The 15,532-nt window shown below is 32.2% G+C and carries 16 protein-coding genes and 1 tRNA gene; 7 read left to right on the forward strand and 10 right to left on the reverse strand.

Annotated features, from left to right (window positions below):
• Positions 1–605 precede the first annotated feature (605 nt).
• Both FBFL15_RS05415 and FBFL15_RS05420 read right to left on the reverse strand, forming a co-directional pair.
• Positions 606–1,286 carry a Crp/Fnr family transcriptional regulator gene (locus FBFL15_RS05415; protein ID WP_014083634.1) on the reverse strand — a complete coding sequence of 227 codons (681 nt, stop codon included), beginning with the start codon at positions 1,284–1,286 and terminating at the stop codon, positions 606–608.
• Between the two features lie 2 nt (positions 1,287–1,288).
• Entirely contained in the window at positions 1,289–2,200 is a 912-nt protein-coding gene (locus FBFL15_RS05420; RefSeq protein ID WP_014083635.1) for a hypothetical protein, read from the reverse strand.
• Positions 2,201–2,697: 497 nt separating this feature from the next.
• Here FBFL15_RS05420 and FBFL15_RS05425 point away from each other — a divergent pair, with 497 nt between their 5' ends.
• From FBFL15_RS05425 to FBFL15_RS05450, 6 genes are all read left to right on the forward strand, one after another.
• Entirely contained in the window at positions 2,698–3,468 is a 771-nt protein-coding gene (locus FBFL15_RS05425; RefSeq protein ID WP_014083636.1) for a ParA family protein, read from the forward strand.
• Between the two features lie 5 nt (positions 3,469–3,473).
• The gene (locus FBFL15_RS05430; RefSeq protein WP_014083637.1) at positions 3,474–4,370 is read left to right on the forward strand and encodes a ParB/RepB/Spo0J family partition protein; all 897 of its coding nucleotides are present in this window, start codon (positions 3,474–3,476) and stop codon (positions 4,368–4,370) included.
• Positions 4,371–4,409: 39 nt separating this feature from the next.
• Complete coding sequence (locus FBFL15_RS05435; RefSeq protein WP_050881273.1) at positions 4,410–4,934, forward strand: DUF5683 domain-containing protein; 525 nt, start codon at positions 4,410–4,412, stop codon at positions 4,932–4,934.
• Between the two features lie 56 nt (positions 4,935–4,990).
• Positions 4,991–5,692 carry a 4-hydroxy-tetrahydrodipicolinate reductase gene (gene dapB / locus FBFL15_RS05440; protein ID WP_014083639.1) on the forward strand — a complete coding sequence of 234 codons (702 nt, stop codon included), beginning with the start codon at positions 4,991–4,993 and terminating at the stop codon, positions 5,690–5,692.
• Positions 5,693–5,733: 41 nt separating this feature from the next.
• Positions 5,734–7,290: a signal peptidase I gene (lepB, locus tag FBFL15_RS05445; RefSeq protein WP_014083640.1), complete on the forward strand. Its 1,557-nt coding sequence runs from the start codon at positions 5,734–5,736 to the stop codon at positions 7,288–7,290.
• 100 nt (positions 7,291–7,390) lie between these two features.
• Positions 7,391–8,005, forward strand: coding sequence for a WbqC family protein (locus FBFL15_RS05450; RefSeq protein WP_014083641.1), 615 nt, complete (start codon positions 7,391–7,393; stop codon positions 8,003–8,005).
• A 38-nt stretch (positions 8,006–8,043) separates the two neighbouring features.
• Here FBFL15_RS05450 and FBFL15_RS05455 read toward each other — a convergent pair whose 3' ends face one another.
• Genes FBFL15_RS05455 through FBFL15_RS05470 form a run of 4 tightly spaced genes read right to left on the reverse strand, consistent with a single transcriptional unit; the run spans position 8,044 to position 11,125 of the window.
• A complete protein-coding gene (locus tag FBFL15_RS05455; RefSeq protein WP_014083642.1) occupies positions 8,044–9,090 on the reverse strand; it encodes an endonuclease/exonuclease/phosphatase family protein in 1,047 nt (348 codons plus the stop codon).
• A 47-nt stretch (positions 9,091–9,137) separates the two neighbouring features.
• Complete coding sequence (locus FBFL15_RS05460) at positions 9,138–9,869, reverse strand: tRNA threonylcarbamoyladenosine dehydratase (protein WP_014083643.1); 732 nt, start codon at positions 9,867–9,869, stop codon at positions 9,138–9,140.
• Positions 9,870–9,881: 12 nt separating this feature from the next.
• Positions 9,882–10,529 (reverse strand): TatD family hydrolase, encoded by a 648-nt coding sequence (locus tag FBFL15_RS05465; RefSeq protein WP_014083644.1) that lies wholly within the window; start codon positions 10,527–10,529, stop codon positions 9,882–9,884.
• Positions 10,529–11,125, reverse strand: a complete 597-nt coding sequence (locus FBFL15_RS05470) for a DUF1684 domain-containing protein (RefSeq protein ID WP_014083645.1) — start codon at positions 11,123–11,125, stop codon at positions 10,529–10,531. Before FBFL15_RS05470 ends, FBFL15_RS05465 begins: the two co-directional genes overlap by 1 nt.
• Positions 11,126–11,504: 379 nt before the next feature.
• Between FBFL15_RS05470 and FBFL15_RS05480 the strand changes: the two genes are divergently transcribed.
• Positions 11,505–11,578: transfer RNA gene (locus tag FBFL15_RS05480), tRNA-Arg, on the forward strand.
• 43 nt (positions 11,579–11,621) lie between these two features.
• On the opposite strand, the gene FBFL15_RS05485 is transcribed toward FBFL15_RS05480, so the two are convergent.
• From FBFL15_RS05485 to FBFL15_RS05500, 4 genes are all read right to left on the reverse strand, one after another.
• Complete coding sequence (locus tag FBFL15_RS05485; protein WP_014083646.1) at positions 11,622–12,212, reverse strand: YqgE/AlgH family protein; 591 nt, start codon at positions 12,210–12,212, stop codon at positions 11,622–11,624.
• A 36-nt stretch (positions 12,213–12,248) separates the two neighbouring features.
• A complete protein-coding gene (locus FBFL15_RS05490) occupies positions 12,249–12,521 on the reverse strand; it encodes an HU family DNA-binding protein (protein ID WP_014083647.1) in 273 nt (90 codons plus the stop codon).
• Between the two features lie 167 nt (positions 12,522–12,688).
• The gene (fmt, locus tag FBFL15_RS05495; RefSeq protein WP_014083648.1) at positions 12,689–13,639 is read right to left on the reverse strand and encodes a methionyl-tRNA formyltransferase; all 951 of its coding nucleotides are present in this window, start codon (positions 13,637–13,639) and stop codon (positions 12,689–12,691) included.
• A complete protein-coding gene (locus tag FBFL15_RS05500) occupies positions 13,636–15,525 on the reverse strand; it encodes a RecQ family ATP-dependent DNA helicase (RefSeq protein WP_014083649.1) in 1,890 nt (629 codons plus the stop codon). Before FBFL15_RS05500 ends, fmt begins: the two co-directional genes overlap by 4 nt.
• Positions 15,526–15,532: the final 7 nt, after the last annotated feature.

A 15,532-nucleotide genomic window follows, 5' to 3' on the forward strand; every position in this document is an offset into this window, starting at 1 on the left:
CCTACAATGTAACCAAGTATTTTAAACTTAAATATTGTATTACAAAAATGATTTTATATGTATATTTGGTATTATTGTATAGCAATATTTGAAGCCGCTACATTTGGCATTTTCACGCAGGGACAGTTCCCGCCTTACGCTACAATCTTTTTGTTTTTAAAGAAAAAACAAAAAGGATTTCCACTCCAGTCGGGGCTATATGGCAGCTACAGTCTGTGTAACCTATATAATTTACACCCCACCTCAATTGATTTTAAAACTTTGAATTTTGTTATTATTCTTATTTTAATTAGTTATTTATGTAAAAATTAAGATCGAAATAATTCCCTTGTCCAATTGTGCAACCCTTTTTTTGATTTTTTTTTCTAAAAAATAATACCAAATATATTTATAAAATAGTCCAAAGATGCGTAGTTATTTTTTAGAAAAAATTTTCAAAAAAAATCGTTGCATAGCTGGGCTACGGAACTATTTTTTATGAATAATTTTAGCAAAAAAGAACAAGTAGATTGGACTATTTTATATGTATATTTGGTATAACTTACTTTGCCTTTTACTATCGCTCGGGACGCTGCTTGGGATTATTTTATCCCTGTATTTTGGTATCAATCAACATTAAATAACTTATTTTTTAAAAGAATTTTATTTTTTTGATAATGCAAAAAACCTTCTTTTTCCAATTCATTGATAATGATATTAAAAGTTGGCCTAGAGGTACCAACGAGTTTAGCAATTTCGCTTTGTGAATACGGGTTTTGTATCAAAATTTCGCTATTTGCAAGTACCGTACTGGACTGGTCTTCTTTTAATTCTTTGATAAACTCTATGATTCTTGTTCGAGTATCTCTAAAAAGCATGATTTGATACCGACGTTCTATTTTTTTTAGTTTCAAACCAATAAATTTATAAATACTTGTACTAAATGACCTGTTGCCTCGCACCAAATCTTCGGCCTGATGTAGGGTAACAGAGCATAGCGAGGTTGTTTTGTCCACATCTTGTGCAAATTCTTTTCGGTGAGTTTCGTTTAATAAAATATTTTCGCCAAAAATATCACCTTTTTTTAAGTATGCAGTTACATATTCTTCACCAGCATCGTCTATGAAACCTATTTTTACTTTGCCCTCATTTACTAAATAAATGGTACTCGAAACATCGCCCTGAAAATAAATGTAATCGCCTTTTGTATAATAAATATATTCATGTTCGGATGAATATGCTTTGAACTTGTGAGGACAAATCAATGAAAATAAATTGACATCTTCAAATACCCAATAATTTGCCATTTTTAAAATTGGTATTTATATTCGAGGTTTGCAACAAAACTTCGGGTTAAACCATCAGGACGGGCTTCTCTTACTTTTAAAGGGCTTCCTATATTGAGTTGTAAAGCATTTTTTTCGTTGATTTTGTAATCAAAATACATGTTGGCATTGAGTGTAATACCTTGTGAACCTGAAATGGTTTTGGATGTACCCATTAGGTCTGTGTATTGGTCGTTTTTTAGATGGTAAATTGGTAAGGCACTGGCTGTAAATTGGAGTTTTTGGGTTAGTTCAAATGGGTATGCTATACGAAGCAATACATCGCCACTACGTTTGAAATTATTGGTAGATTGAAATAATCGTAAATTGGCATTAGTTGGATAAACTTCGGCCAAAAATTGGTTTTTGTTTTGAGAAATTGGGAGTTGTACTGCTGCTACAAGTTGCAATTTGTTTATTTTGTAGCCCAATCCTGCTACTAAGTCCAGGGTTCCAAGGCTTGATTGATAATCCATTGGCAAAGGATTGTTGTTGTTTGTAGCATTTCCGTTTTGTAATGGCAATTTGACCCCAAGGGTAGCGGTAAGTTTTGGATTGATGATTCGATTGGCATTCAAAAACAAATCGCTTAATCCAAAAGTGGCTATGCCGTTGCCATTTTGAGATAAGGATGTCAGTTTGGCATCGAGGCTCCAGCTGGCATTGAGTTGCCTGTTGTATTCTATGTAATTACCCCACACGGCTATATTGTGGTCTGCACCACCAAAAAAAGCCCCTATTTTGAGTTGGTTTTGAGGTGTATTGGTGGTTTCGTGTGGTTTGAAGCTATTGAGGGTACAAAAACCGGCATCGCTACAGCCTTGTGCCAATAGGGTTGTAGCCTTGAGGCCTAAAAGTAATGTACCTAAAAGGAATAGATTTTTTTGTAGTTTCATAAGGATTGTTTTGTTATGTTATTGTAATTGGATTTCAAAAATACAATTTATATATGATGAGTTCAAATAATAGGGTATTTTTTTTGATATTTTTTTTGAAAAAAGGACTGTTGTAAGGAACTATTTTAGGTGAAACGAATGGTATGTGTTGATTAATAGTATTTTAGGGAATGGTTGTTTATTGGAAAGTGAACGAGGATTTTATTTGATAATGAGCTGCGGCACTATGAAAGGGTTTTTTTAGGAACATGGGAGGAACAATTCGAGAACCATTGGGCATTTTTAGCCCTGATTGTAGTGGAAATCCTTTTTGTTTTTTCTTTAAAAACAAAAAGATTGCAACGAAAAGCAGGTATTGGCTCCAAGAAAAAAATAAATATCCCTTGAAAAATGGGGTTTGAGGGTTGGTTTTTTAAAAAAAACAGAAATGTTAATAAATTTGACTTTTATAAACGATATTATTTTGTATTTTTACGCTTCAAAAATCATATTAAAAAATGGGCAAAATTATTGCAATTGCAAATCAAAAAGGTGGTGTTGGAAAAACCACAACCTCTATCAATCTTGCTGCAGCACTTGGTGTTTTAGAGAAAAAAGTATTACTTATAGATGCAGACCCACAGGCAAATGCAAGCTCTGGACTAGGGATTGATGTTGAAAATGTAGAAGTGGGTACTTATCAATTGTTGGAACATAGCAATACGGCACAAGAGGCTATTGTGAGTTGTAGTGCTCCAAATGTGGATTTGATTCCGGCACATATAGACCTTGTGGCTATTGAAATTGAGTTGGTTGATAAGGAAAACCGAGAGTATATGATGAAACAAGCCTTGGACCTTGTTAGAGATAATTATGATTATATTTTGATAGATTGTGCTCCTTCGTTGGGTTTGCTTACGTTAAATGCTTTGACTTGTGCAGATTCTGTTGTAATTCCTATTCAGTGTGAGTATTTTGCATTGGAGGGTTTGGGTAAATTATTGAATACGATAAAAAGTGTTCAGAAAATACACAATCCTGAGTTGGATATAGAAGGATTGTTACTCACGATGTATGATGCCCGACTGCGTTTGTCTAATCAAGTGGTGGATGAGGTGCAGAAGCATTTTAGCGAAATGGTTTTTAAAACGATTATTCAACGCAATATTAAGTTGAGTGAGGCACCAAGTTTTGGTGAAAGTATCATTAATTTTGATGCCACGAGCAAAGGTGCTTCGAATTATTTGAGTTTGGCCGAAGAAATAATCAAAAGAAATACAAGTAAATAGTTTTTATGTCGAAAGCAATAAAAAAGCAAGCTTTAGGAAGAGGGTTATCTGCATTATTGAAGGATCCCGAAAATAATATACAATCTGTAGAGGATAAAAATGCAGATAAAGTAGTGGGCAATATCATTGAACTAGAAATAGCGGCTATTGATATCAATCCTTTTCAGCCAAGAAGTAATTTTAACGAAGAAACACTTCAGGAACTGGCAACATCTATACGGGAATTGGGGGTAATTCAGCCCATTACTGTACGTAAAATAGAGTTTAATAAATACCAATTGATTTCAGGAGAACGTCGATTGAGGGCCTCTGTATTGGCGGGTTTAACCACCGTTCCGGCATATATTAGAATTGCAAACGACCACGAATCGTTAACGATGGCTTTGGTAGAAAATATTCAAAGACACGATTTGGATCCTATAGAAATTGCGATTTCATATCAAAGATTGATGGACGAAATTCAATTGACACAAGAACAAATGAGTGAAAGAGTGGGAAAAAAACGTTCTACTATTGCTAATTACTTGCGGTTATTGAAATTAGATCCGATTATTCAGACAGGAATTAGAGACGGATTTATATCAATGGGACACGGTAGGGCCATCATCAATATTGAGGATTTGGATATTCAGGCACAAATTTATCAAAAAATTGTGAGCCAGAATTTGTCTGTTAGAGATACAGAATCGTTGGTAAAAAATTATCAAGAGGGGTTGAAACCAAAGCCAGAGTTACCAAAAGTATCTGGGTTTGATATTGATGACACTAAGAAAAGAGAAATAAATAATTTTTTTGGTACCAAGGTAGATGTAAAAGTCGCCTCTAATGGTAAGGGAAAAATTACAATACCTTTTCGGTCTGAAGCGGATTTTCAAAGAATATTAAGTCTTATTCAATCTTAAGTGGGCAAGTATTATTACATCCTATTGTTGGTTTTGTGTATGAAGCAAACTATTGTTTTATCTCAAGATGTTAAAGAAATTCCTTTGATAGCAAAAGATTCTATAAAAAAAACAGATGATATTAATCCGTTAGCTCCAACAAAAGCTGCATTTTACTCGGCATTAGTACCTGGTTTAGGTCAGGCTTATAATAAAAAATATTGGAAAATCCCATTGGTTTATACTGCCATTGGGATTTCTGTATATTCGTACATAACGAGCAACACCAAGTACCATACTTTTAGAGACGCATATAAACGCAGATTAGAAGGATATTCTGATGATAGTTTGAGTTATTTGGACAGTTCGAGGCTCTTGGCAGGTCAGAAATTCTACCAACGAAATCGTGATTTGTCTGCTTTTTTCATCATTGGCTTTTATGTATTGAATATAGTTGATGCAAATGTAGATGCTCATTTGATGCAGTTTAATGTAAACGACAATTTATCCATAAAACCAGATATTCAACAAAACGATTTGAACAAACAAAATCAGTTTGCACTTACTTTGAATTATCATTTTTAGAGTTACAATATTGATAAAATAACATAGCAACAACACAACACAAAATCATTATATACATGAAAATAGCACTTTTGGGATATGGCAAAATGGGAAAAGTAATTGAAAGAATTGCTTTGGAAAGAGGACATGAAATTGTATTGAAAAAAGATGAGTTTAATACATTTGATGGATTGCAAACAGCTGATGTTGCAATAGATTTTAGTATTCCTTCAGCAGCGGTTTGTAACATTTCGGAATGTTTGCACACTAATATACCAGTAGTTTCAGGAACAACAGGTTGGCTAGACCAATATGACGACATGGTAGCTTTGTGCAACCAACAAAAAGGAGCTTTGATATCGAGTTCCAATTTTAGTTTGGGAGTCAATATTTTTTTTGAATTAAATGAATATTTAGCTAAAATCATGTCGAAATTTGACCAATATAAAGTTTCGATGGAAGAAATTCATCATACCCAAAAGCTTGATGCACCCAGTGGAACAGCCATATCGTTAGCCAAAGGAGTTATAGAAAACAGCAGGTATCAAAATTGGACATTGGAAAATCCAGCGGAGCATGAAATTAAAATTGATGCCAAACGGATAGAGAATGTACCAGGAACACACCTTGTTTTTTATAATTCTGAGGTAGATTTAATCGAAATCAAGCACCATGCACACAATCGTGAGGGGTTTGCTTTAGGAGCGGTTTTGGCTGCAGAATGGCTCGTTGGTAAACAAGGGGTGTTTTCTATGCGAGATGTATTGGAACTAAAATAATGATTAAAAAATTTCATTTATCAATTTAAAAATACTGTAATATGACAATGTTTCAATGGTTCGTTTTTTTTATAATAATACAAGTAATCCATTTTTTTGGAACTTGGAAAATGTATGTGGCTGCAGGTAGAAAAGCTTGGGAAGCTGCCATTCCAGTGTATAATGCCATCGTGTTGATGAAAATAATCAATAGACCTACTTGGTACACCTTGTTGTTGTTTGTACCGGTTGTAAATTTGATGATGTTTCCCGTTCTTTGGGTTGAAACTATTAGAAGTTTTGGGAAAAACAGCACCAAAGATACTTGGTTAGCCATTGTAACGTTCGGCTTTTATTTGTATTACATCAATTATACGCAACAACTAACCTATATTGCAGACCGAAGTTTAAAGCCAACCAACATGGTTGCAGATACAGTGAGTTCGTTGGTTTTTGCATTAATTGTTGCTACCGTGGTGCATACTTATGTTTTGCAACCGTTTCAAATTCCTACTTCTTCTTTAGAAAAATCATTGCTTGTAGGGGATTTTTTGTTTGTAAGTAAATTAAACTACGGTGCCAGACCTCAAATGACTGCTGTGGCGGCTCCTATGTTGCACGATACCCTTCCGATTGTTAATGTAAAATCGTATTTGAACACTCCGCAATATCCTTATTTTAGGTTGCCAGGTTTTCAAAAAATTGAACATTGCGACATTGTAGTCTTTAATTGGCCAGTAGATACTGTTTACAAATTTTTTGACCAATCGGGCAAAAAAGGAGTCATGAAACCCATAGACAAAAAATCCAATTATGTAAAACGTTGTGTGGGGCTGCCTGGCGACAGTTTGTCAATCAAAAACGGTGTTATATATATCAACAACAAAGAATTGATTTTGCCAGAACGAGCCAAACCACAATTTTCTTACTTGGTGGCGAGGGACAAAAATATACCATTGGAATTTGAGTCTGTTTTTCAAGAATTGGATATTACAGATGGTGCAGGATTTACGACTGAAAATCACGACACCATTTATATAAAGGCCATGACTTCCGCTGCTGCTGCACGATTGAAAAATTTGCCTGGAATTATATCGGTAACAAGAATTATAGCAAAAGATGTAGAAAAACCAGAAGTTTTCCCTCAAATACACCAATGGAATGTAGATAATTATGGGCCAATATACATACCGAAAAAAGGTGCAACAGTAGCATTAAATAGCGCTACATTACCGTTTTATAAGCGAATAATTGGTGTTTATGAAGGTAATGATTTAAAAGTAAACGGCAACGAAATTAGAATTAATGGACAAATTGCTACAAAATATACTTTCAAACAAGATTATTTTTGGATGATGGGAGACAACCGCCACAACTCTGAAGACAGTAGGTTTTGGGGCTATGTTCCCGAAGACCATGTTGTTGGAAAACCTGTGTTTATTTGGTTGAGTTTGGATCCAAACCAAAAAGGGTTGCATAAAATTCGATGGGAGCGTATGTTTACAACAGTAAGTGGTACGGGGCAACCACAATCTTATTTTAAGTATTTTCTTGTATTATTGGCCATTTATTTTGTTGGTGACTATTTTTGGAAAAAAAGAAAAGCTGACAAAGAATAATTTCTTAATCCTAAAAAAATGTAATGCACATAAAAATGTTTAAAAGAATAGGTTAAAAACTTTCACTTTTAAACATTTTTTTGTTAAATATATGAAAGTAATGAATAAAATTTTACTATATCCAACTTATTTTCCTTCAATAAGTCATTATGTGACTATGGCTCAAAATGACGCCATAATCCTAGAAACAGAGGATCATTTTCAAAAACAAACCAATAGAAATAGGACTTATATTTATAGTCCAAATGGATTGCAATTGTTGAATATTCCTGTAAAACATGCTATAGAAAGTCGCCATCAAAAAACCAAAGACGTAAGGATTGAATGGGCTTTTGATTGGCAAAAACAACATTTCAAATCCTTGGAAGCGGCTTACAGAACCTCGCCTTTTTTTGAATATTTTGAGGATGCTTTGATGCCAATATTTACAAAAAAACCTGTGTTTTTGATGGATTTAAACCTAGAGGCCATGCAAATAGTATCAAAATGTTTGGGTTTACCTTTTCAATTTGAAACAACCATCGAATATTTTCATGAAGTACCCCATGTAGCTGATTTCCGTTATTTGGCCAATGGCAAAAAAGACACTTCAACATTTGAACCTTATACACAAGTTTTTGGAGACAAACACGGTTTTTTAAATAATTTAAGCATCCTAGACTTACTTTTTAACGAAGGCAGATTGGCATTAGATTATTTGAAGCGGCAAAAATAAATATTTTTAAGATAAAATATTAAATTCACGTAAATTATTTATTTCATTTCCAATCGTGCCATGATAGGGTAATGATCGGAATTTTTAAAGTCGGAAAAATGGTTGAAATTTTTAATTTTAATTCTTTTATCAACAAAAATATAATCAATTCGAACAGGGTAGTATTTGAAATGATAAGTTTCTCCAAAATGGGTTCCTGCTTCTTCAAACGCATCATTCATATCGCCTCTAATGCCTCTATACACATACGAATACGGACTGTTATTCATGTCGCCACAAATCAAAATAGGGTAGGGGCAGTTTTTTTTATGGTTCATAATCAACTCTGCTTGCCGTTGTTGTTCCTTAAAGGCATTGCTTATTCTGTTGAAAATTTGTAAAGATTTTTTTTCGCTTATTTGATGTTTCCCTTCGTTTAATTCATTTACATCAGGCGTTATTTTGATAGATTCTAAATGAATATTATATACCCTAATAGTATCTTTTCCTTTTTTGATGTCGGCAAATACGGCATTATTATCAGAATTTGGAAACTCAATATTACCACTTTCAACAATGGGATATTTAGAAAAAATAGCTTGTGCCGTTTTAATGTTTTTGCCAAGCATCAAAATATAATTGTATTTATACACTCTTAAATTGACTTTTGACGCCGCAGAATATTCCTGAATACAAACAATATCGGCATTTTGATCATTAATAAAATTACGTATATTTTGAGGTATGTTATCGTCGTTTTTCCACTTGAATAAATTAAAAAGACGTACATTATAACTCATAACTTTAAAATCATTGTCAGATTTTGGAAGGTCTAAACCTGAAATTTTATAAAATTTGTTGATAAATGTAATGCCTAACAAAAGCACCAAACCCGAAAGGATCATTTGATTTTTGAATTGAATGAACCAATATAAAAAATAAATAGCATTAATAATCAGAAAAAAAGGCAATATTAATGTAAGTACAGATAATAATGGAAATAATTTTGGTGCCAAAAAAGGTAAAACATAAGCAAGAAATGTAAGTATAGTAAGCACTATATTTAAAAAAAACATGATTTTGTTGAACCAAGAAAGGTTTTTCATTTTGTTTTGAATTTAATGCAAAAATAGAATAAATTTAGGTAAAGCAGCTATATATTTGAATCTTCTTTTTGAACCAAATACCTTATCACGGTTTCGGCAGCATACAAGCCAAAAAGGCCTGGCATATAACTGTTTGTTCCATAAAAAGATTTTTTATAATTTGTACCATCTGTAATTTTAAGACTAGATTCGTCCTGAATTTCAGAAGAAAAAACAACTTTTACTCCTTTGTCTATCCTTACACCTCTTAGCCTTTTTTTGATGGCTTTTGCTAAATAGCAATTTTGGGTTTTGCTAATATCGGCCACTTTTACTTTTGCGGCCTCCATTTTGCCACCAGCTCCCATACTCGATATGATTTTAACTTTTTTTCGTTTGGCGGCAATAATCAAATTGAGTTTTGGAGTTATACTGTCTATACAATCTAATACATAATCATATTCAGCAGAAATAATGTCAAATGCTTTTTCTGGCGAAAGAAATTCTTGTATTTTTATAAGGTTTAAATCAGGATTAATGTCTAAAAGTCTGCTGCCCACTACTTCTATTTTTGGTATTCCAACGGTAGAATGTAATGCAGGCAATTGTCTGTTGATATTGGTAATATCTACCACGTCACCATCAACAATGGTCATGTTGCCAACACCCGCTCGTGCTAAAAACTCTGCAGCAAACGACCCTACACCACCAAGTCCTACTACTAAAACATGTGCTTTTTTTAAATTTTGTAAACCTTCTTCTTTAAATAATAAAGCTGCTCTTTCTTGCCAAACTTTCATTTTTATTAAAATTTAAGTATTAATTATTGTATTAAAATTAGTATATATTTGTTCTTTTAAATCGGTATTTTTGATGCCTAACACAGTGGCTGCTTTGTCATAAATACTTTCAATTGAAATTTTTTGATCATCTGTTTCAAAAAATATTTTTTCTAAAGCTATATTTTGTAGTACATTTTCTAAATCTTTTTTTACTAACAAATGATGTCCAAACGACAAATAAAATCCATGTTTTATCAAAGTTTGAGCCACTGTTTTGTTTTTTGAAAACCCATGCACAATCATTGGAACCTCTATTTGTAATAATTTTTTATATCTTATAATTTCATCAAACGATTTTACACAATGCAAAATTAAGGGTTTATGATATTTTTTTGCTAATAAAATTTGTTTTTCAAACACCATTTGCTGCAAATCAAACGGAATGTTTGTTTTTTTATCTAGTCCACATTCTCCAATTGCAATACAATTTTTATGGTTAATATTTTTTTCTAATACTGTTAATTCTTGCTCTAAATGGTCTTTTATAATATACCATGGATGAATTCCTAATGTAAAATTAGAAATTGTTAAGTCAAACGACATAGGATACTGATTGACAACAGCTATTACCTCTGCTTCATTGTTATGATAATGTGTATGGATGTTGATTAATTGCATTAATCGTGGTATTTTTTAACACCTGCCAATATAGCAATAGGCAAATCGTTTTCGAGCGGAATTATGGGGCAAGAATATTGGTGGTTGTAGGCACAATATGGGTTGTAAGCTGTATTGAAATTAAGGATAACTGTTTCTTTTAGAGGGAGTTGCAAATCCATGTATCGCCCGCCAATATAACTTGTTTGTCCACATGTACTGTCTGAAAATGGCAAAAACAAATAATTGCTATATTCGGCTTTTCTGTTGGCATCTTTGTTTTGATATACGTTTAATTTGAATGATTTTCCTTCGATTTCAAAATACAAACTACCATATATTGTATATTTTGGTAAACGACTGCCTGATGTTTTCATTTCAAAAATGCTGTCTTTTTGGGCTCTTACAAAACGGGCTTCTACAATATATTTGTCGCTTATTGGATAAAAGTCCAAATGATTGAAGGTTTTCAAATCTGCTTTTTGAAGCGGACTAGTTGTTGGGTTTTTATAGATGAGATTTAAAGCTGTTTGTGCCTTTTGAGCTATTTCAATTTGATTTTGTGCAAAAACCATTTGGGCTACACTAAATAAGAAAAGAACTAAAATTTTATTCATTTGTATTGATTTTAGATGTCAAAATATGTATTTTTTGTAATTTGATTATTGTTTTTACTATATAAGAAACGGTTTTAAAACTTTATTTGAACGGAATACATTAAAATTGTATTTTTGAAAAAAAAAATATGTTTCAAATTTTAGCAAAAATAAACAAAATACTTTTACCTAGTTTTACAAAACAAAAATTAGATCTTGCAAAAGCTCAAAAATGGCAACTTTTGATTTTAGGATGGCGATTTTATGTTACAAAAAATAGTTTGAAATAAGTAAATTATTGAAAAACAGCTGGTTATATTTGTTGCGAATATTTTATTTAAAAAAGGAATTAAAATGCTTGTTTAATCAAAAAAATCGATTAACTTTGCACCCGCAATAAGGCCTCGTGGCGCAACTGAATAGCGCATCTGATTACGGCTCAGAAGGTTACTGGTTTGAATCCAGTCGAGGTCACGAAAACAAACCGTTAGTTAGCAATAATTAACGGTTTTTTTATTTAATTTAGCAAAGGATCTTCTGGTAAATTGCTCCATATCAAATAATTACCTCCAATTTCAGTTATTTTTTGTTTCCACATGTTTTTACTTTTGATGCTTAAAATATTTTTTTGATTTGAATTGTTTGCAATCAACCATGATTTTTCTTTAATTTCATCCTCCAGTTGATTTTTGCTCCATCCCGTGTAACCTAAAAAAAATCTGATGTCGTCTTTTTGAATTAATTTTTGATTGATTAAGTTAATGACCAATTCAAATTGCCCGCCCCAATAAATACCGTCTGAAATTTCTTGACTATCTGGAATTAATTCAGGTTTTGTATGTATAAAATACAAATTATCTTGTTCGACAGGTCCACCATTATAAATTTTAAATGATGAATCTATTTGAGGAATAAAATCTTGAACAGTTAAGTCTAATGGTTTATTTAAAATAAATCCCAAAGCACCATTGGCATTGTTTTCGGCCAAAAGGATAATGGCTCGATTGAAAATATTGTCGCCAATAAGCGAAGGCTCGGCTATTAATAAACAACCTTTTTTGAAGTGTTTTAAACCCATATTACTAGTTGTCAAAAAAAAACCTTTCATTTTGTGAAAGGTTTTTTTGATGTTTTTATTACAAATTTAGTTTACTGCATTTTCTAATTCTGCACCAGCCTTAAACTTCACTACATTTTTAGCTGCAATTTGAATCGTAGCACCTGATTGTGGATTTCTACCTTCTCTAGCTTCTCTTTTTGTAACCGACCAAGATCCGAATCCTACTAAAGAGACTTTATCTCCATTTTTAAGAGTTTTTCCTACATTTCCTAGAAACGACTCCAATGCTAATTTAGCAGCTGCTTTAGTAATTCCTGCATCTGCAGCAATTGCATCGATTAATTCTGTTTTGTTCATAAATAATTGTTATTAATTGTTGGTAAAATATTTTATGATATAAAAAACAAATTTAGTTTTTTAAAAGTTCTTTGCAAGTATCTTTGTAAAATTTTAATCATTTTGTTAATAACTTATTTATTTTGTTAATAACAATTCGCAAATACTTCTTTTTTTCTTTTTTTTCATTAAAAAACCTTTGCTTTATCACTAATTTTCATCCCATTTAATATTTCAAATGCTTTCATTTGTTTTTTTCCAGGCATTTGAAGTACGTTCAGATGTATAAATCCATCTACGACGGCTACTTTTATGTCTTTTTTTGTACAAATTATTTGCCCAATACGAAAATCATGCGTCGTTTTGTTAAAAACGGTTTCCAAAATTTTGATGTCAGATTGATGGATATCTTCTTCAAACTGACACCATGCTCCAGGATAAGGGCTTAAACCTCTAATTTTATTGTAAATATTGATACCTGTATCTTGCCAATTGATTTTACAATTCTCTTTGTTTAGTTTGTTGGCCGTTTTTAAGGGTTCTTGTTCTGTTTGAATTGTAGTTTGAACATTTCCTGTTTCAATTAATTTTAAAGTTTCTATAACGGTTTCAGCTCCAATAGTTTGTAATTTATCATGTAAGCTTCCAGCATTTTCGTTTGAATGGATATTTATTTCTTTACTCCTAATTATTGCTCCTGTATCAATTTTTTCATCTATAAAAAAGGTAGTTACTCCAGTAGTAGTGTCTCCATTGATGATGGCCCAGTTTATCGGTGCGGCTCCTCTATAATTCGGCAACAAGGATGCATGCAAGTTAAAAGTGCCAAATTTTGGCATTTTCCAAACAACGTCAGGCAGCATTCGAAAGGCTACAACTATTTGTAAATTGGCTTGTAGGTTTTTCAATTGTTCAAGAAAAATGCTGTCTTTTAAATTTGTTGGTTGCAAAATATTAAGATTTTTTTGCAAAGCATATTCTTTAACTTCCGAAAATTTAATTTTTTTACCTCGCCCTGCGGGTTTATCTGCAGCAGTAATTACACCAACCACATCATAACCTTCTGATAGGATACGATCCAAAACTCCTACTGCAAAGTTTGGTGTACCCATAAAAACGATTCTTAATTTTTCTGTCATTTTATACTGTATTTGTTGTTTTTTAATAATGATATTTGATTACAATCTAATAAAACTTTCAATCCATTTATAAGATCATTCGAATTGAGTTTGCTATAAATTTCTAATTCTCTCGAATCCATCTCTTGAACTTGTAGTAATTTGATTATTTTATTTATTGAATTTTGATTGGGTGTTGCTTTTTGTTGTTTCGAGATACAGTTGGAACAAATGCCACAATTTGTTTCGGTGTTTTCGCCAAAATAATTCAAAATCAATTTGTTTTTACAATCGGTTTTGTTGGTTATAAATTGTAAAACAGCTTCAAATTGTGCTATTTTAAGTTGATTTTGTGTGGCTAAATGTTTTGAAATTTTATTTATTGTAAGTTTATCTTCTCTAATTTCATTCATGATCAATTGGGCATCATTATTTTTATGTGCCAATGCAATAACTCCTTTTTGATGTAATTTGGTTAATATCAATTTTAATTTAGCTTCTTCGATTTGGAGTTTTTGTGCTAAATAATGGGTGTTGATATAGGTTAAACCTTCATAAACACCAGGATAGTTCCTCAAAATTTGAACAATCAAGGCATCTTCCTCTGGGTTTAAACTGCGGTATCGTATGACTTCTTTGGAGGAAATTATAAAATGGATAGCAGTTTTTTCTGAATATTCATGGGATAATGTGATAATACCTTGTCTGTCTAAAAATTGTATTGCCTGATATGTTTTTGTAATTGGGAATTGATATTTGGTGCAAAACTGATTCAAATTGAACGAATAGCTTTCATTAAAACCTTCGCTATAAGGTATTTGTAAATGATTGCATAGTTTTATATAAACTTCTGTCAAAAATATTTTGTCGGGCAAAATGTCTATTACTTGCGCTTTTGATTGTAAAAAATCAGCATGATGAAATAGCAAAATGCCATACGATTTTTGGCCATCTCTGCCTGCTCGTCCCACTTCTTGATAATAATTTTCTAAATTATCAGGGATTTGTACATGTATAACTGTTCTTACATTTGGTTTATCAATTCCCATTCCAAAGGCGTTGGTAGCTATCATTACTTGCACTTTGTCTGTCATCCAAAGCGACATGTTTTTTTGTTTTTCACTAGGATGCAGGCCACCATGATAAATACAAGCTGTAAACCCCATTTGGGTTAATTTATTTAAGTAATCATGGCATGATTTTCTATTTCTTACATATATTATAGACGATTCTTTGTTTTTATTTAATATTTGTTGAATTCTAAATAGTTTGTCCTCTATTTCAAAAGTCATATAAGCCAAAGTAGGTCTGGCAAAAGATTTTTGAAAAACCATAGCTTTTTCTATACCTAACTGAACCAAAATATCAGATTTTACCCTCGATGTAGCCGATGCTGTTAAGGCTATAAATGGAATTTTTGGAAAAAATGTTTTGAGTTTTGCAATTTTTAAATAAGCAGGTCTAAAATCATGCCCCCATTGCGATACACAATGGGCTTCATCTATGGCTATTGTGTTGATATTGAGAGTTTTAATATTGTCAAAAAGCCAGTCGATTTGTAATTTTTCTGGCGAAATGTATAAAAATTTATAATTTCCAAATCTACAATTATCTAACAAAATGAGGGTATCATTTTCAGAAATGCCCCCTGTTAAAGCGATGGCGTTGAGGCCTATTTTTTGTAAGTTTTCCACTTGATTTTTCATCAAAGCTATCAATGGCGAAATTACAAGGCACAATCCATCTTGCAATAAAGCTGGAATTTGAAAACAAATCGATTTTCCCCCTCCTGTAGGTAAAATGGCTAACGTATCTTGTCCTGAAACAACCGAATTTATAATCGCTTCTTGGGGTTCACGAAATGCATCGTGCTTCCAATATTTTTGTAATATTTCAATTGATGTCATCTACATT

The organism is Flavobacterium branchiophilum FL-15 (assembly GCF_000253275.1).
Lineage (GTDB): Bacteria > Bacteroidota > Bacteroidia > Flavobacteriales > Flavobacteriaceae > Flavobacterium > Flavobacterium branchiophilum.